Here is a 16,076-nt window from a genome sequence, read left to right as displayed (position 1 = left end):
CCCGCCGCCCGGCGTCAGCCGAAGGCCGGGGAGGCCGGGGAGAGCGGCTGCGTGGGCTTGACGCCCGGCGCGGCCCGGCACGTCACGTCCTTCGCCGGCAGCCTGCCGGCGACCAGGTAGGCCGTGGCGGTGTCCTCGGCGCACCGGTTGGCGGGGCCCGCCGACATGCCGTAGACGACGCCGTGCCCCTCGCCCTCGTCGACGGTCAGCAGCCGGGATCCCTTGAGCGCGCGGTGCATGCCGCGCGCGGTCGACAGCGGGGTCTGCGAGTCCCACTCGTTCTGCACGATCAGCGAACGCACGTGGTTGTCGACCTTCGTCAGGGGCTCCACCGGACGGTCCCAGAAGGCGCACGGGTTGATGTTGGACGCGAAGTCGCCGAAGAGCGGATGGCGCGCCGCGTCACGGACCGAGTCGCGGCGGTACGTCTCCGGGTCGCGCGGCATGGGCGCGTCGCCGCACACGACGGTCCAGAGCGCCGACACCAGGTTGTCCGGGCTCTCCGGCTCGGCCGGGAAGTCGGGGACCGGCTTGCCCGCGGCGGCGTCCTTCAGCATGCCGACGAGCTCGGCTGCGCTGCGCGGGGTGAAGAACTCGCGGCGCAGGAAGCCGCGGATGTCGGTGCCGGTGAGCTTGGCCGTGCCCACGTCGATCGGGTCGCGGTCCGCCCGCTCCACCAAGTCCCAGAAGGTCCGCGATACTTCGGCCGGCGTCTTCCCCAGGTCGTACGTCGCCGAGTGCGCGGCGGTCCACCGCGTCCAGCGCGCGAACGCCGGCTCGGCCTCCGACGCCCACACCTGGAACATCTTGCGCCACATCAGCTTCGGGTCGACGGCGCTGTCCAGGACGAACCGGTCGGCGCGCCGGGGGAACAGCTGTGTGTAGACGGAGCCGAGCGCGGTCCCGTACGAGACGCCGTAGTACGAGATCTTCTTCTCGCCGAGGACGGCCCGCAGGACGTCCATGTCCCGCGCGGTGTTGCGGGTCGTCATGTGCGCGAGCGCCGGGCCCGTCTCCTTGCGGCACTTGTCCGCGACGCTCTTCGCCCGGGCGACGCTCTCGTCGAACGGCCGGTACGAGCGCGGGAAGCGCTTCTCGTCGTCGGTGAGACCGCAGTTGACCGGTGTGCTCCGCCCGATGCCGCGCGGGTCGAACCCGATCAGGTCGTAGCGGTCGGTCACGGACTCGGGCATGGTCTCCGTGAAGTACAGCGGCAGGTCGAGCCCCGGGCCGCCGGGTCCACCCGGGTTGGAGAGCAGGACGCCGCGGCGCTTGCCGGGGTCGCCCGCCCGGATCCGGGATATCGCGACGTCGATGGCGGTGCCGCCGGGGTCGCGGTAGTCCAGCGGCACCTTGATGGAGGCGCACTGGTAGGCGGCGGGCGTGTCGGGCCCGCACCGCTTCCAGTCCGGCTGCTGGTCGGTGAACCGGCTGAGCGGGCGGCTCCCGGCGTCCTGCCCGGGTGCGGCCGAGGCCGGCAGCGCGGCGAGACCGGGGGTCAGTACGGCGGTGACAGCGAGAGCGACGAGCGATAAGCGGCGGCGTCTCGGTACGGAGTGGGGCACGTGGGCGGTCCTTCCCGTCGGAGTGGTGCGCAATGGTTCTGCCGCTCGTGTGGACGCGGAAACGGCATCCCCTGCCTCCCCGGCAGACGCCTCTGTTTCAGGACAATCCCGGGGTTCCTGTACGCACCGGTCGGCCCGTGCGGGGCGCGCGCGGCCCGTGCGCGGTGCATCCTGGGTAGTACGGGCCCAGCGGGTACCCGGAAGGCAGGGAGCGCCGCGACAGAGCGTTCGGACCGCGATCGGACAGCGGTCGCACGCAGAGCGATCGGAGCGATCCATGAACGGAGTCGATCCGGGCAGGCTGGACGACCAGCAGCTCATCAAGGAGCTGGAGACGATCCACCGCACCCGCCACAGCACCCTGCTGCACGGCTCGAACGACGCCCTGCGGGCCCACAACGACCGCATGGCGCAACTCGAAGGCGAATACCTGCGCCGCCACCCGCGCAGGTCGGTGGCCGGGGGCCGGACCCGCGCGGGCGCGCGGGAGAGGGGAACCACGAACACATGACGGACAACCGGACCCTGCTGGAGCGGCACGGCGAGGCGCTCGACCTGTTCACCGACCGCGTGCACGCCGTCCGCGCCGATCAGTGGGACGCCCCGACGCCCTGCACGGACTGGACCGTGCACGACCTGGTCAACCACCTCGCGTCCGAGCAGCTGTGGGTGCCGCCGCTGCTCCGCGACGGCGCCACCACGGAGTCCGTCGGCGACGCGTTCGACGGCGACATGCTCGGCCCCGACCCGCTCGCGTCCTGGGACACCGCGTCCGCCGCGGCACGCGCCGCCTTCCGCGAGGAGGGCGCCCTCGACCGCACCGTCCACCTGTCGTTCGGTGACGCCTCGGCGCCGTTCTACGCCGGGCAGATGATCACCGACCTCGTGGTGCACGCCTGGGACCTGTCCCGAGCGATCGGCGCCGACGAGGCGCTGCCCGAAGCCCTCGTCGCCTTCGCACTGAGCGAAGTGGAGCCGTACGCGGCCGAGTTGGAGAAGAGCGGCCTCTTCGCCCCCGCGGTGGAGCCGCCCGTGGGCGCCGACGAGCAGACGAAACTCCTGAACCTCCTAGGTCGCGAGGCCTGAGATCACCATCGCCTGTCTTTCGGCTCGCGAACAGAGGGAACCTGATGTTCATGAGAGTCGGAGTGGTGGATGTGGGTTCGAACACGGTGCGGCTCGTCGTCGCGGACGCCGACGGGCAGGTGCCGTTGCCGGTCCACACGGTGAAGAGACGCCTGAGGCTGGGAGAACAACTGGACGACGACGGGCGCCTCGGCGAGGAGCCGGTGCGCGAACTGGTCGACGCGGTGCGCGACGTACGGGAGGAGGCGCAGCGGTGGGGGGTGTACGAGCCCTTCGCCTTCGTCACCTCGGTCGTGCGGGACGCCCCGAACCGGGACGAGGTGCTCGAAGCGGTGGAGGCCGGCACCGGAATCCGGCTGCGTACCCTGTCGGGCGAGGCCGAGGCGGAGCTGACGTTCCTCGCCGCCCGCAGATGGATGGGGTGGCGCGCGGGGCCGCTGGTGCTCTTCGACATCGGCGGCGGCTCCCTCGAAGTGGCCTTCGGGCGCAGCCGCCTGCCCGACTACGCGGCCTCGCTGCCGCTCGGGGCGCGGCTGCTGACGAGGGACCTCTTCGACGGCCAGGACCCGCCCCGCCCCGAGGATTTGAAGGCGGTGCGCCGCCAGGTGCGCCACCAACTGCGGGACGTGGCCGCCCGCATCCGCTGGGAGATGCCGCACACGGCCGTCGCCACGTCCCGCACGTTCCAGCAGCTGGCCAGGTTGTGCGGCGCGGCGCCCGGCCGCTACGGCCCGTTCGTGGAGCGGCAGTTGCGCCGTGTCGAACTCGGCAGGGCGCTCAAGGAGCTGGCGTCGCTGCCCGCCGAGCGACGCGCCCAGCTGCCCGGGATCTCGGCGGCGCGCGCCGGTCAGTGCGTGGCCGGCGCGGTCGTCGCGCACACGGCGATGAAGCTGACCGGCATCGAGGAGGTCACCGTCTGCCCATGGGCCCTGCGCGAAGGCATCCTGCTCCGCTACATCGAGGACGGTGACGCGGACTGGTGGGCCGGTGAGCACGTGCACACGGGTGACACGAGCCGCACCGCCCAGATGCTGCTGCCGTTGCCCGCCGGGACCTGAGGCGCGCCACGGGACGTGACCTGATGCGGCCTGATGCGACCTGAGGGGTCAGCCGGACTGCGACTTGGCCCCCTTGGCGAACTCCGCGAGGAACGCCTCGCAGAACGCCTTCAGGTCGTCCGGCTTGCGGCTCGTGACGAGCGTGTTGGGACCGCCCGTGCAGACCTTGACCTGCTCGTCGACCCAGGTGCCGCCCGCGTTGCGGATGTCGGTCCTGAGGCTCGGCCAGGAGGTCAGGGTGCGGCCGCCCAGCACGTCCGCCTCGACGAGCGTCCAGGGGGCGTGGCAGATGGCCGCGACCGGCAGGCCGCGGTCGAAGAAGTCCTTCACGAACGCCACGGCCTTGGCGTCGGTCCGCAGGTAGTCCGGGTTGGCGACGCCGCCGGGCAGTACGAGTCCGTCGAACGCGTCGGCCCGGGCGTCGGCCACGACCTCCTGGACGGGGAAGGTGTCCGCCTTGTCGAGGTGGTTGAAGCCCTGCACCTCGCCGGGGTCCGTGGACACCAGGACGGCCTCGCCGCCCGCGTCCCGGACGGCCTGCATGGGGTCCGTGAGTTCGATCTGCTCGACGCCCTCGGGCGCCACGAGGAACGCGATGCGCTGCGGCATGGCGGGGTTCGTCCTTCCTGTCGGCTGATGCTGTACGGAGGTGCCTGCGGGTGATGCTCCGTGATGCTCCGTGGCTGCGAATGATCCTCCGTACAAGATCTGATTGTCCGTATGGGTAGGTTTTAAACCCTTCCATCCAGGCCCCCGTCCGGCGCCGCGCGGCTGATGTCGGCCAGCGCCGACGTCGGGTCCTGCGACACCGCGAGGTCGCCGAGGCTCACCATCCCCACCGGGTGGCCGTCCTCGACGACCGGCAGGCGCCGCACCGCGTGGTCGCGCATCAGCCCGATGGCCTCCGACACCGCGTCGTCGGGCGTCACCACGACCGGATTGGGCGTGCAGACCGCCTGGGCGCTGACCGTCAGCGGATCCGCGCCGTCCGCCACGGCGCGCAACGCGATGTCCCGGTCCGTGAGCAGGCCCAGGACCCGGCCCTCCGCCGCCACCAGGACATCGCCGATGTCCTGGGCGCGCATCAACTGTGCCGCTTCGACGAGAGAGGCGTCGGGCCGTACGGCCACGACACCCGGCGTCATGACGTCCCTTACGTAATCGGTCATGGCTGGAACCCTTCCTGCATGCGTCCGTCATACGTTCGGCGTGCTGACTCCGCCCGCAGTACCCCTGAGCCCTGAAGCCATGCCTCCGCGGGAGGGGCCTCCGACCGTTCTCCGCCGTCCTCGCGCGGCGGTCCCGGATCCGACCGTCGGGAAAAGGGCAGTCTCTCCGGGTGTCCTGCCCGACCGACGGGAAACCTGGCCGGTGTGTTTGCTGCCGAAGGCGCGGGGCAGGCGGAAGAAAGTGCTTCGGACCGGAGGCACGTCCGTGGGAGCGTCCCCGACGCTCGCCTCCCCGGGTGTGCCCGTGGCGGCCCGGCGTGCGCGCACTCCCACGGTGACCGTCCATCCCAAGGCACCCATGAGGGAGTTGCGACGCACCATGCGATCCCACACCACCACTGCAGTGGCCACGAGGCCAAGGCGTCACCCGCACGACGACGCCCCCGACACCGCGGAAGCCTTCGACCGCCTCGTCGAACTGGCACCGGGACCCGAGCGGGACACCCTGCGCCAGGAGATCGTCCAGGCCTGGCTCCCCATGGCGGAGCGGCTCGCCGGCCGGTTCCGCAACCGCGGCGAATCCCTCGACGACCTGCGGCAGGTCGCGGCGCTCGGCCTGGTCAAGGCCGTCGACCGCTACGACCCGCGGCGCGGCACCGCGTTCGAGAGCTACGCGGTCCCCACCGTCACGGGTGAGATCAAGCGGCACTTCCGCGACCACATGTGGACCCTGCACGTGCCCCGTCGCGTCCAGGACCTGCGCAACCGCGTGCGGTTCGCCCGCCAGGACCTGGCCCAGACGGTCTCCGGGCGCGCCCCCACCACCGCCGAGATCGCCCGCCACGCGCAGATGAGCGAGGAGGACGCGAAGGCCGGCCTGGAGGCGCTCGACAGCTTCACCGCGCTCTCCCTCGACGCCGAACTCCCCGGCAGCGAGGACGGCTACTCGCTGAGCGACGCCCTCGGCGGCACCGACCCGGCGCTCGACGTCGTCGTCGACCGCGAGGCCGTCAAGCCGCGCATCGCACAGCTCCCCGAACGCGAACGGACCATCCTCTACATGCGGTTCTTCGGCGACATGACGCAGAGCAGCATCGCCGACGAGATGGGCATCTCCCAGATGCACGTCTCACGGCTCATCAGCCGCTGCTGCGACCGGCTGCGCGACCAGGTCATGAAGGACGCGGCCTGACACCCCGCCGCATCGCCAGCGCGACGTGCCGTGACATCACGTCGACCGCCCGCGCCTCGGCCATCGAGAAGGCGAGCCGCGCGCCGCTCCGGAAGAGCGTGAGGACGCCCTCCACCGGACCGTGCGTGCGGGCGGTCAGCGGCACACACAGCAGGGACGTGACCTCGGCGCGGACGAGCACGTGCGCGCCGGACGCGTCCCTGCCGAACGCGTCCGGATCCTCCGGGCGCACCTGAAGCGAGGCCGCCCCGCCGCGTGCCGCCTCCACGACGAGGGGGCACGCGGCGGGGTCCTGCGCGAGGACGTCGGCGGCCGGGGCGTCCGGCGGTCCGAGGACCGTCGTGCGCCGCAGCCGGGCGGCGCCCTCGTCGGCGATCACCCAGTCCGCGAACCGTCCGTGCAGCACCCCGGCGGCCGCCTCCAGGACGGCCGCGCCGTCCGCCGCGGGCGCGGCGAGCAGCGCCGACGTCATGGCGTCCATCAGGTCGAGCTGGGCCGCGTGCCGGGTCGCCTCGCCGAGATCGGGGGCGGGCCACGCGACGCTCGGCCGCTGCTGCTCGTGGTCCTTCGCGGGCTGCAGCACCACGAGGACCGCCGTGCGCGGCTCGGCGCCGGGGCGCAGCGCGGTGAGGGTCGCGCGGACCGGGGTGCCGGGGCTCCGCTGGAGGTGCACGTTCAGGCTGCGGTCGCCCTCGCCGCGGGCGACCGCCGCGGTCTGCGTACGGAACGCGACCCGGTCCGCGTGCATCAGGAAGCCGGTCAGCGGCCGGCCCGTCGCATAGCCCGCGCGGACCCCGGTCAGACCCGTCGCGGCGAAGTTCATGCGCCGCACGACGGTCTCCCTGTCGACCAGCGCGACCGGCAGCGGCATCCGCTGGAACAGGGATCGCAGCAGCCGCTGCTCATCACGGTCCGACGAGGCGTCGTCCCACTGGCCGTTGACGGCCAGCCGTTCGAACGTGGGCCACAACTGGTCCGCCACATGGTCCAGTTCGAAGAGGGCGGCGTCCAGGACGGTGCTGAGGTCGCCGGCCGGGACGGAACGGGCCGACTTCAACTCGGCGACGCGGCGCAGAAAGTCCGCGAGCTCTTCACCGAACTGCTCCATCTGGGACATGTGCCGAACCTATCCGCTGCGGCCGTTTTCCGTGGGCCGTGCCGGGAAGCCGAGAAGGAGAGGAGGAACAGTCATGGCGCCCATGCCCGACCCGGACCTGCTTCGGCCCGAGTCATCCCTGCCCGGCCGCAGGCTGTCCGAACTCGCCGAGCAGGCCGTGCGCTGCACCCCCGCCTGCTGCGGCGCGAGCACGACGGTGTCCGACGGAGGCGACGAGCAGCCCATAGCCGTCACCCACCCCGACCTCGCCGGGCTCGTCTCGGTGCAGCTGCGCTCCGGCGAAGGACCCATCCCCGCCGCCGAGGAGCGGGGCGCGCCCGTCGACGCCGAGGACCTGCTGCGGGACGAGCGGTGGCCCGAGTACCGGGCGATGGCCCTCGACGCGGGCGTACGGTCCTGCGTCACGCTGCCCTTCCAGCGCGGCGGGCTCACCGTCACCCTCACCCTGTTCAGCTTCCGCCCCGGAGCGCTCGACGACCCCGGACACGGCCCCGCCCAGGCGCTCGGGGACCTCGCCACGACCAGCTTCGTGCGCGACCGGCACTACCGCGCCGCGCTGACCGAGCTGGACCAGCTCGGCACGGCCATGCGGACACGGCCCGTCGTGGACCAGGCGTCCGGGATCGTCATGCACGTCCTCGGATGCGACGCGGACACCGCCTTCGGAGTGCTGCGACGCGTCTCCCAGGCCACCAACCGCAAGCTGGCCGACGTCGCCGCCGCACTGGTCGAGACGAAGGGCCGCGGCCTGGAACGCGAACTGGTCTCACTGGCCCGCTGACGCAGGCCCCGAGGGCGGGAGTGGCGGCGCCGGGCCGTCGGGGATACGTATGGATACGTACCGCGGACCGGCGCGGCGGACCAGCACGGCACGGAGGCACGGATGCGGCGCACGGACACGGAGGGCCGCGGACCCGTCCGGTACGGGCCGCCGCAGCCGGAGCCGGGCCTCCCGGTCCTGCCCGAGCTGGCGGCGGCGGCCGCCGCGGCCGCGGGCCGATCCCCGGCCGAGCCCGCGGGCGGCGGCCCCGCGCTCCTCGACGCCGCGAGCGGCTACTGGGCCCGGCGCGGCCTGCCCGTGGAGCGCGACCAGGTCGTCGCCGCCCCCGGCGCCCCGCCGCTGCTGCTCGCCCTCACCGCCGCCCTCGGCGGCGACGTCCTGCTGCCCCGTCCCTGCCCCGCCTGGTGGGCGCCCCAGGCACGGCTGCTCGGCCGCGGCGCCTTCCACGTGCCGACCCCCGCGGAGTGCGGCGGCGTCCCCGACCCGTACGCCCTCCTGGAGACCGTGCGCCGGATCCGTGCCGAGGGCGGGAACCCCCGGCTCCTCGTGCTCTCCGTGGCCGACGACCCGACCGCCACCGTGCCGCCGCCCGAAGTGCTCCACGAGACGGTGGAGGCCGCCGCGGGCGAAGGCCTGCACGTCCTCAGCGACGAGACGTGGCGCGACACCCTGCACCACCCCCGCGACACCGTCCTGATCGGCCCCGCCGAAATGGACCACGAGCGGGTGACCGTCCTCTGCGACCTCGCAGGACCCTTCCTGCCCCCGGCGCTGCCCGCCGCCGTCGCCCGCTTCCCCGCCACCACGGAGGGCGCCGCCCTGCGCGCCCGCACCCTCGACGTCCTCACCGCGCTCGGCGCGACCCTCGCCGCCCCCGCCGCGGCCGCCGCGGCGTACGCACTGGGCGAACCGGACCCGGTCGTCGAACGCCTCGCCGCCGCCGTCCGCCTCCACGCGCGCGTGGCCGACGCCGCACAGCACGCCCTGCTCACCGCGGGCGCCCTCGTCAGACCCCCGCAGGCGGGCCGCCACCTCTACGCCGACCTGGGACCCCTGCGCTCCGCACTCGCCGCACGGAACGTGCATGACGCGCAGGACCTGGAGGACTACCTCGGCGCACGCCTGGGAATGCCCGCACCGGGCGGGCACCGCTTCGGCGACGACTTCGGCGCCCTGCGCGTACGGCTGTCCACGGGACCCCTCCTCGGCTCGACCCCAGCGGAACGCCGGACGTCACTCACCGCGCAGGACCCGCTGGGACTGCCGCACGTGGAACAGGCGCTGGCCGCGTTCGGCGCGGCCTTCGACGACCTGCGCGCGGCCGCGCAGCGAACGACGCCGCCTCACTGACCCCGCTTGCGGTACTCGCGCACCAGCAGACGCACGGCCGTGGGGACGGCGGGCCGCGCCGACGAGACGAGGAGCCCCGCCCCCTTGGCGCGGGCCGCGTCGGCGGTGGCCTCCTCCATCCCGATCAGCGCACGGCCGAAGGCACGGTGGGCGGCGGGCAGGTGCCCGACCAGCGCGTGGGCAGCGCGCAGGGACGCCCGGGCGTCGTCGAGCTGCCGGGCGATCAGCTCGCGGACCCCGGCGGTCGCCCGCCGCTCCACCAGGTCCGCACGCGTCACTCCGTGGCGGTCGAGCACGTCACGAGGGAGGGTGAGACGGCCGGCCCGGAGATCGTCGGCCAGGTCGTTGACGAAGTCCAGACGCTGGCTGCCGTCGATGAACGCGCGGCAGGCGTCGCGGAAACCGGCCGGCTCGCGCGTCGGCGCGAGCACGTCGGCCGGCAGCATGAACGCGGGCAGGGACCAGGCGTCGACGTAGCGCTGGTAGTCCGCCTCCGTGCCGAACCCGGCGAAGTCCAGCTCCACGGCCGCCCCTTCGAGGAACGCCTCGATGCGCTCGGCCAGACGCGGACGGGCCGCACAGGCGTGCAGCACCGGACGCAGCACGTCGTGATCGCTGCGCCCCGAGGCCAGCGCCTCGCGGACCTGCCCGGCCCACCGCTCGTACGCGGTCGAACGCTCGCGCAGCGACCCGTCCCCGTCCAGGAGGTTGTCGGTGTGGTGCATGAACGCCGTCGCGGCCAGCAGGTGGGGGACCGTGGGCCGGGGCAGGAGCAGTCGGACCGCCGCGTACTGGGGGAACCGGTACCGCGCCACTACGCGGCGCTGCCGCGTGAAGTCGGCGCGCAGCCGCTCGTCCCGTACCCCGGCCGCGTCCAGCGCGGCATCCCACGAACCCATTCCCGCGCCCGCCCCTACGTCTCGTTCCGCCGCTCTAGGCCAGCGCGTGCCTGACCTTGCGCCACAGTGCGGGCGCCACGCTGATCACCACGGTCAGTGCGACCGCCACCGCCACGCCCTCCCACGGCTCCTTGAAGAGCGACCCGCCGAGGATACCGATCAGCTGGTACGTCACCGCCCACGCGAGACACGCGGGCACGTCCCCGCGGGCGAACCGGCGCAGCGGCATCTTCGCCATCAGACACGCCAGCATCACCGGGATCCGGCCCGCGGGCACCAGCCGCGACAGGACCAGGACCATCACCCCGTGGTCCGCCAGCTTCGCCTGCGCCTGCGCGAGACGCTCCTCAGGGGCGCGGTCACGGATCGCCTCCAGCCAGCGCGACCCGTTCTTCGACTTCATGCCGCGCCGCCCCAGCCAGTACAGGGCGACGTCCCCGAGGAACGCGGCGAACGCCGCGACACCGAAGACGATGAGCAGCGAGAACGGCGCCGTCTGGTGGAAGGCCACCACCGCCGCCGAACTGACCAGCGCGCCCGTCGGCACCACCGGCACCAGCGCGCCGATCGCCACGAGCACGAACAGCGTCGGGTAGCCGACGGCCTGCTGCGTGCTCTCCGGCGTCACCTGGGCCACTGAGGCAAGCATTACTGGGACACCTCCGGCAGCACGCTCTCCCCGTGCGCGAGCCGGTGCACCGACACCTCAGGGGCGAGCCGGGCCGCATGACGCACGAACTCGTGCCCCGGCGCGTGGAACTCATGCGGACGTACGGCATCCATGCCAAGAGGCCAGTACGTTCCGTAGTGCACCGGAACCGCGCTCCGCGGCCCGATCCGTGCCAACGCCTGCGCCGCGCGTCCCGCGTCCAGGTGGCCGTGGCCCAGATACGGGCCCCAGCCGCCCACCGGCAGCAGCGCCACGTCGACGGCACCGACCTCGTCGGCCATCCCGTCGAACAACCCGGTGTCCCCGGCGAAGTACGTACGCGCCTCGCCCTCCACGACATAGCCGAGCGCGGGCGAACGGTGCGGGCCGACGGGCAGCCGCCGCCCGTCGTGCAGCGCGGACACCACGCGTACGACGACATCGCCGACCGGCACCTCGTCGCCGGGCACGACCTCCGTGAAACGCAGCTGCGGAAGCCGGCGCCGCAGTCCCGGCAGCGACCGTGTCGTGCCGTGCGGGACGAGGGCTCGGGTGCCCGGCGCGAGGCGGGCCAGCGAGGGCACGTGCAGGTGGTCGGCGTGCAGATGCGACAGGAGCACGACGTCGGCGACCGCCGCGTCCGGCGGCGGGAGGGCGCCTCTGCGCCGCCGCAGGTGCGCCAGGCGGCGGGCGAACAGGGGGTCGGTCAGTACGCGGACGCCCGAGTCCTCGACCGTGCATGTGGCGTGACCCCACCATGTGACCTCGACGGGCACCCGGTTCCTCCTTCGTGCGACTGTCTCCGAGCCTACGGCCAGGAGTAGGGTCGGCGGCTGAGACCGAAGGTCAGGGGGACGCCGTGGAGGATGCCGTGGGCACCGCCGTCGTGGGCGCCGTACGTGTGACGGCGATCGCCAGTCTGACCCCCCTGGAGGAGCTGGAGGCCGACCCCTTCCTGGTCGACTCGCGCAGCCAGCACGCGATGTGCGCGCGGTGGGCCGCCGCGCAGGGGTACGTGATCACGCGCGAACTCGTCGTACGGGGGCTGCGCGCCGATCACGCCGTGCTGTGGGGCGACGTCGAGGCCGGCCTCGTCGACCTCTTCGTCGTGCCGAGCCGCCGGGTCCTGGAGCGGGCGCTGCGGTCCGCGGACGAGTTCACCGCGGAGTGTGCGCGGCGGGGGGTGCGGGTCGAGACGGCGGGGCTCGCGGAGCCGGCGTACGACTCTCGCATGAAGGCGAGTGTTCATCGGCGGCTGTCCATGCCGACGGCCGGGTACGACGGCTGCTGACCGGGCCCTCTCCGCCGCTCCGCGGCGTGCCCTTGCACCGCTCCGCGGTGTGGCCTCTTCGGCGCTCCGCGCCGTGCACCCCCGCCGCTCCGCGGCGGTTTCCCACCCGCCCACCCGTACCCTGCGCCTCAGCACCCGGTAAATCTCCGCCGCTCCGCGGCGGTCCTCCCACCCACCCGCCCGTGCTCCGCGACCCAGCACCCGGTAAATCGCCGCCGCTCCGCGGCGGTGTGGCACGCTGGGCATCGCAGCGGGGGTCGGGAAAGGGTCTGACGTGGGGCGATGGCGGAGAGTCGGAAGCGCCCTGTGGCGCAGCGCGGCCGTATGGGCCGTCAGCACGCTGACGATGCTCGTGCTCGCCGGCATCCTCCCGGACTTCAAGCTCCAGTCGTCCGACGGCGACAGCGCCACCCGTATCGCGATCACCGCCGCCCTCGGCGCCGGCGCCTTCGGTCTGCTCTCGGTGCTGGTGTGGCCGCTGCTGGTGCGGGCCCTGCTGCTCGTGCCCGCGCTCGTGCTCGGCGTGCTCGCGTTCTTCCTCAACGGCTCCCTGTTGCTGCTGGCGCTGAGCCTCATCCCCGAGGGCCGCGGCGAGGCCGGTGCCGAGACCGCCGTCGTGGTCGCCGCGGTGATGTCGGCCGTCGCCTCGGCCACCGGCGGCGCGCTCGCCGTGCGGGACGACGACGCGTACCGGCGCCGCCTGTACCGGCTCGCGGACCGGCGACGCCGCCGCCGTCCCGACGGCACCCCCGGCCCCACCACGCCCGGCACTGTCTTCATCCAGCTCGACGGGGTCGGCCATGATGTCCTGACCGGTGCCGTGCAGAGAGGGCTCATGCCCACCGTCGGACGCTGGCTCGGCGACACGGGACCCGCCACCCACCGGCTCACCCCGTGGCGCACCGACTGGTCCAGCCAGACCGGTGCGAGCCAGCTCGGCATCCTGCACGGCTCGAACCACGACGTGCCCGCGTTCCGGTGGTACGAGAAGGACACCGGCGAGGTCATGGTCAGCAACCGGCCCGCCTCCGCCGTGGAGCTGCAGCGCCGGGCCGTCGAGCGGACCGGCGACGGGGGGCTCCTGACCGTGGACGGCGCGAGCCGCGGCAACCTGTTCAGCGGGGGCGCCGAACAGCTGGCCCTCGTGCTCTCCGTGGCGGCTAGGAGGGGGAAGGAGAACCGGTCGCGGGCCGGGTACTTCGCGTACTTCTCCGATCCCGCCAACGCCGTCCGCACCGCGCTCTCCTTCGTCGCGGAGGTCTTCCGCGAGATCGGCGAGTCCACGGGCGCCCGGTTCAAGCGGCGCCGCCCGCGCGTGGGCCGCGGTGGCCTGTACCCGTTCATCCGCGCCTTCGCGACCGTCGTCGAGCGCGACGTCGTGGTCGCCGCCGTCATCGGGGACATGCTCGCCGGGCGCAGCGCGGTCTACGCGGACCTCGTCGCGTACGACGAAGTGGCGCACCACTCCGGCCCTGCCGGGAAGGACGTCGACAAGGTGCTGCGACGGCTGGACCGGTCGCTCGCGTTGCTCGACCAGGTCGCCGACCACGCGCCGCGCGCCTATCGGATCGTGGTGCTCTCCGACCACGGGCAGAGCCCCGGCGAGACGTTCCGCACCCGCTACGGCCTGACGCTCGGCGATCTCGTCCGGGCGGGCTGCGGGCTGCCCGTGCCGCGCAAGGCGCGGCGCACGCACAGCGGCGCCGAGGCACGGGCGGCCGTGCGGGCCGCGCTGCGCAGGCCCGTGGAGGAGGGCGCGGAGCAGCGCAGGCCGGTCCGCCGCGCCGAGCCGATCGTGCTGGCCTCCGGCAATCTCGGGCTCGTGTCGTTCCCGGATGTGCGGCACCGCATGACGCGCGAGGAGATCGACCTCAGGCATCCGGCGCTGCTTCCGACGCTCGCCAACCATCCGGGCGTCGGGTTCCTCCTCGTGCGCAGTGCGGAGCGGGGGGCGCTGGTGCTCGGGGCGCGCGGGGCCGAGGTGTATCTGGACGAGGACCCGGCCGATCTCGGGCCGCTCGCCGACTTCGGGCCCGGCGCGGCGGAGGCCGTGCGGCGCACCGACGGCTTCCCGCACACCGCGGACATCATGGTCAACTCCTGGTACGACCCGGACGACGGTGAGGTGCTCGCCTTCGAGGAGCAGATCGGTTCGCACGGCGGGCTCGGCGGTGCGCAGTCCCGGCCGTTCCTGCTGTCGCCGCTCGTGCTCGGCGATCCGGTGGCGGACGGCGGGGAACTGGTCGGCGCCGAGCGGGTCCACCACGTCCTGCGGGGCTGGCTGGGGGAGGACTCGGGGCCCGAGGTGCCTGTGGTGGCCGACTCCTACTCCGCCTCCGCCGCCTCCGTCGACGTGAACGATTCCCTGTCCGGTGTGCCGGACAGCACAGCTTTTACTGTCCCCGACCGCGCCGCGCCGGACAAAACACTCTGATTTGTGGCAGCGTCCGCCGTGCCCGACCATGTCTTCCGCCCGGCGATCCCGGGCGCCGGGCACGACGAGAGGCGCACCACCCCATGCACGACACCGGAACCGTGGCACCGTCGGATCCGGGCCCTGACCAGGGAGAGTCCGCGCAGGGTACGAGCAGGCACGCCCGGCGCTTCGGGCTTCCGATCGCCACCTGCCTCGTCATGGGGAACATCATCGGCGGCGGCATCTTCCTGCTCCCCGCCTCCGTCGCCCCGTTCGGCACCATCAGTCTCGTCGCGTTCGCCGTCCTGACCGCGGGCGCCATCGCCCTCGCGCTCGTCTTCGGGCGGCTCGCGGAGCGCGATCCGCGGACCGGCGGACCGTACGTCTACGCCCGCGCCGCCTTCGGTGACTTCGCGGGGTTCCTGGCGGCCTGGTCGTACTGGATCACCACCTGGGTGTCCAACGCCGCGCTGGCCGTCGCCGCCGTCGGCTATCTCGACGTCCTGATCCCGGTCAACGACCACAAGTGGTCGGCCATCGTGGCCGCGCTGGTGCTGCAACTGCTGCCCGCGCTCGCGAACTTCGCGGGCACGCGGTACGTGGGCGCCGTCCAGCTCGTCGCCACCGTCCTGAAGTTCGTGCCGCTGCTGCTCGTCGCGGTCGGCGGTCTCTTCTTCTTCGACAGCGCCAACCTCGGTCCTTTCCAGGCGAGCGACGACAGCCCGATGGGCGCCGTCTCGGCCGCCGCCGCGATCCTGCTCTTCTCCTACCTGGGCGTGGAGTCCGCCGCCGTCAGCGCGGGCGAGGTGCGCGACCCGCGCCGCAACGTCGGGCGCGCCACCATCCTCGGCACCCTCGGCGCGGCCGTCGTCTATCTGCTCGGCACGCTCGCCGTCTTCGGGACGGTCGCGCACGACAAGCTGGTGGCGTCCACCGCGCCCTTCTCGGACGCCGTCGACGTCATGTTCGGCGGTTCCTGGGGCGGCACCGCGGTCGCCTGCGCCGCGCTCGTCTCGATGGTCGGCGCGCTGAACGGGTGGACGCTGCTGAGCGCGCAGACGCCGTACGCGGCCGCTCAGGACGGGCTGTTCCCGAGCGCTTTCGGGAAGAAGAAGCGCGGGGTGCCGACGGTCGGCGTCCTGGTCACCGTCGTCCTCGCCTCGCTGCTCACCGTCTACAACTACACGGCCGGCTCGGGCGGTGTCTTCGAGTCCCTCGTCCTGATCACCACGTTCACGGCGACGGTGCCCTACCTCCTCGCCACCGCCGCGCAGATCTACTTCCTGGTGTCCGGGCAGCGCGACCGCGTGCACCGCGGGCGTCTGGTGCGGGACGCGGTCCTCGCGGGCGTCGCGTTCGCGTTCTCCATGTGGCTGGTCGCCGGGTCCGGATACGCGGCCGTCTACCAGGGCGTGCTGTTCCTCTTCGTAGGTGTGCTCGTCTACGCGTGGATGGCGGCCCGCAAGCAGCGGGCCGCCACCGAAGGCCGCTGAAAGCCGGTCG

At 73.4% G+C, this 16,076-nt stretch carries 16 protein-coding genes; 9 read left to right on the top strand and 7 right to left on the bottom strand.

Features of this window, described 5'->3' with window-relative positions; genetic code table 11:
* Positions 1–14: 14 nt before the first annotated feature.
* Entirely contained in the window at positions 15–1,565 is a 1,551-nt protein-coding gene (locus DEJ48_RS06030; RefSeq protein WP_223831919.1) for an alpha/beta hydrolase, read from the bottom strand.
* 277 nt (positions 1,566–1,842) lie between these two features.
* Here DEJ48_RS06030 and DEJ48_RS06025 point away from each other — a divergent pair, with 277 nt between their 5' ends.
* The 3 genes from DEJ48_RS06025 to DEJ48_RS06015 are packed head-to-tail and all read left to right on the top strand — an operon-like array spanning position 1,843 to position 3,709.
* Positions 1,843–2,076, top strand: a complete 234-nt coding sequence (locus DEJ48_RS06025; protein ID WP_150215146.1) for a DUF6158 family protein — start codon at positions 1,843–1,845, stop codon at positions 2,074–2,076.
* Complete coding sequence (locus tag DEJ48_RS06020; RefSeq protein WP_150215144.1) at positions 2,073–2,651, top strand: TIGR03086 family metal-binding protein; 579 nt, start codon at positions 2,073–2,075, stop codon at positions 2,649–2,651. The genes DEJ48_RS06025 and DEJ48_RS06020 overlap by 4 nt, the downstream gene beginning before the upstream one ends.
* Before the next feature lie 50 nt (positions 2,652–2,701).
* The gene (locus DEJ48_RS06015) at positions 2,702–3,709 is read left to right on the top strand and encodes a Ppx/GppA phosphatase family protein (RefSeq protein ID WP_150215142.1); all 1,008 of its coding nucleotides are present in this window, start codon (positions 2,702–2,704) and stop codon (positions 3,707–3,709) included.
* Positions 3,710–3,757: 48 nt separating this feature from the next.
* Here the strand turns inward: DEJ48_RS06015 and DEJ48_RS06010 are convergent, their stop codons facing one another.
* Positions 3,758–4,318, bottom strand: coding sequence for a type 1 glutamine amidotransferase domain-containing protein (locus DEJ48_RS06010; RefSeq protein ID WP_150215139.1), 561 nt, complete (start codon positions 4,316–4,318; stop codon positions 3,758–3,760).
* Positions 4,319–4,440: 122 nt separating this feature from the next.
* Positions 4,441–4,878, bottom strand: coding sequence for a CBS domain-containing protein (locus DEJ48_RS06005; RefSeq protein ID WP_150215137.1), 438 nt, complete (start codon positions 4,876–4,878; stop codon positions 4,441–4,443).
* Between the two features lie 379 nt (positions 4,879–5,257).
* Here DEJ48_RS06005 and DEJ48_RS06000 point away from each other — a divergent pair, with 379 nt between their 5' ends.
* The gene (locus DEJ48_RS06000) at positions 5,258–6,070 is read left to right on the top strand and encodes an RNA polymerase sigma factor SigF (RefSeq protein ID WP_150215135.1); all 813 of its coding nucleotides are present in this window, start codon (positions 5,258–5,260) and stop codon (positions 6,068–6,070) included.
* On the opposite strand, the gene DEJ48_RS05995 is transcribed toward DEJ48_RS06000, so the two are convergent.
* The gene (locus tag DEJ48_RS05995) at positions 6,051–7,187 is read right to left on the bottom strand and encodes a PAS domain-containing protein (RefSeq protein ID WP_150215132.1); all 1,137 of its coding nucleotides are present in this window, start codon (positions 7,185–7,187) and stop codon (positions 6,051–6,053) included. The genes DEJ48_RS06000 and DEJ48_RS05995 overlap by 20 nt on opposite strands.
* Before the next feature lie 73 nt (positions 7,188–7,260).
* Between DEJ48_RS05995 and DEJ48_RS05990 the strand changes: the two genes are divergently transcribed.
* A complete protein-coding gene (locus DEJ48_RS05990; protein ID WP_411757425.1) occupies positions 7,261–7,968 on the top strand; it encodes an ANTAR domain-containing response regulator in 708 nt (235 codons plus the stop codon).
* Between the two features lie 102 nt (positions 7,969–8,070).
* Positions 8,071–9,318, top strand: a complete 1,248-nt coding sequence (locus DEJ48_RS05985; protein WP_150215130.1) for an aminotransferase class I/II-fold pyridoxal phosphate-dependent enzyme — start codon at positions 8,071–8,073, stop codon at positions 9,316–9,318.
* Here the strand turns inward: DEJ48_RS05985 and DEJ48_RS05980 are convergent.
* From DEJ48_RS05980 to DEJ48_RS05970, 3 genes are read right to left on the bottom strand one after another with little or no spacing between them, the layout of a single operon-like run.
* On the bottom strand, positions 9,312–10,217 hold the full coding sequence (locus tag DEJ48_RS05980; protein WP_150215129.1) for a phytoene/squalene synthase family protein: 906 nt from the start codon (positions 10,215–10,217) through the stop codon (positions 9,312–9,314). The genes DEJ48_RS05985 and DEJ48_RS05980 overlap by 7 nt on opposite strands.
* Before the next feature lie 34 nt (positions 10,218–10,251).
* Entirely contained in the window at positions 10,252–10,866 is a 615-nt protein-coding gene (locus DEJ48_RS05975; RefSeq protein WP_150215127.1) for a DedA family protein, read from the bottom strand.
* The gene (locus DEJ48_RS05970; protein WP_150215125.1) at positions 10,866–11,642 is read right to left on the bottom strand and encodes an MBL fold metallo-hydrolase; all 777 of its coding nucleotides are present in this window, start codon (positions 11,640–11,642) and stop codon (positions 10,866–10,868) included. Before DEJ48_RS05970 ends, DEJ48_RS05975 begins: the two co-directional genes overlap by 1 nt.
* Before the next feature lie 110 nt (positions 11,643–11,752).
* On the opposite strand from DEJ48_RS05970, the gene DEJ48_RS05965 reads away from it, so the two are divergent.
* From DEJ48_RS05965 to DEJ48_RS05955, 3 genes are all read left to right on the top strand, one after another.
* Positions 11,753–12,157: a hypothetical protein gene (locus DEJ48_RS05965; RefSeq protein WP_150220992.1), complete on the top strand. Its 405-nt coding sequence runs from the start codon at positions 11,753–11,755 to the stop codon at positions 12,155–12,157.
* Positions 12,158–12,503: 346 nt separating this feature from the next.
* A complete protein-coding gene (locus DEJ48_RS05960) occupies positions 12,504–14,591 on the top strand; it encodes an alkaline phosphatase family protein (protein ID WP_263399480.1) in 2,088 nt (695 codons plus the stop codon).
* Positions 14,592–14,674: 83 nt separating this feature from the next.
* Positions 14,675–16,066: an amino acid permease gene (locus DEJ48_RS05955; RefSeq protein ID WP_150215121.1), complete on the top strand. Its 1,392-nt coding sequence runs from the start codon at positions 14,675–14,677 to the stop codon at positions 16,064–16,066.
* The last annotated feature ends 10 nt before the right edge of the window (positions 16,067–16,076 follow it).

Origin of the sequence: Streptomyces venezuelae, from assembly GCF_008642315.1 — a bacterium.
Classification (GTDB): domain Bacteria; phylum Actinomycetota; class Actinomycetes; order Streptomycetales; family Streptomycetaceae; genus Streptomyces; species Streptomyces venezuelae_D.
The sequence above is the reverse complement of the archived record's forward strand: the minus strand, read 5'-3'. Positions and strand labels throughout refer to the sequence as shown.

Excerpts from the sequence above, each read along its gene's own strand:
- DEJ48_RS06025 (WP_150215146.1), top strand. The coding sequence starts at position 1,843 with ATGAACGGAGTCGATCCGGGCAGGCTGGACGACCAGCAGCTCATCAAG.
- DEJ48_RS06020 (WP_150215144.1), top strand. The coding sequence starts at position 2,073 with ATGACGGACAACCGGACCCTGCTGGAGCGGCACGGCGAGGCGCTCGAC.
- DEJ48_RS06015 (WP_150215142.1), top strand. The coding sequence starts at position 2,702 with ATGAGAGTCGGAGTGGTGGATGTGGGTTCGAACACGGTGCGGCTCGTC.
- DEJ48_RS06010 (WP_150215139.1), bottom strand. The coding sequence starts at position 4,318 with ATGCCGCAGCGCATCGCGTTCCTCGTGGCGCCCGAGGGCGTCGAGCAG.
- DEJ48_RS06005 (WP_150215137.1), bottom strand. The coding sequence starts at position 4,878 with ATGACCGATTACGTAAGGGACGTCATGACGCCGGGTGTCGTGGCCGTA.
- DEJ48_RS06000 (WP_150215135.1), top strand. The coding sequence starts at position 5,258 with ATGCGATCCCACACCACCACTGCAGTGGCCACGAGGCCAAGGCGTCAC.
- DEJ48_RS05995 (WP_150215132.1), bottom strand. The coding sequence starts at position 7,187 with ATGTCCCAGATGGAGCAGTTCGGTGAAGAGCTCGCGGACTTTCTGCGC.
- DEJ48_RS05990 (WP_411757425.1), top strand. The coding sequence starts at position 7,261 with ATGGCGCCCATGCCCGACCCGGACCTGCTTCGGCCCGAGTCATCCCTG.
- DEJ48_RS05985 (WP_150215130.1), top strand. The coding sequence starts at position 8,071 with ATGCGGCGCACGGACACGGAGGGCCGCGGACCCGTCCGGTACGGGCCG.
- DEJ48_RS05980 (WP_150215129.1), bottom strand. The coding sequence starts at position 10,217 with ATGGGTTCGTGGGATGCCGCGCTGGACGCGGCCGGGGTACGGGACGAG.
- DEJ48_RS05975 (WP_150215127.1), bottom strand. The coding sequence starts at position 10,866 with ATGCTTGCCTCAGTGGCCCAGGTGACGCCGGAGAGCACGCAGCAGGCC.
- DEJ48_RS05960 (WP_263399480.1), top strand. The coding sequence starts at position 12,504 with ATGCTCGTGCTCGCCGGCATCCTCCCGGACTTCAAGCTCCAGTCGTCC.
- DEJ48_RS05955 (WP_150215121.1), top strand. The coding sequence starts at position 14,675 with ATGCACGACACCGGAACCGTGGCACCGTCGGATCCGGGCCCTGACCAG.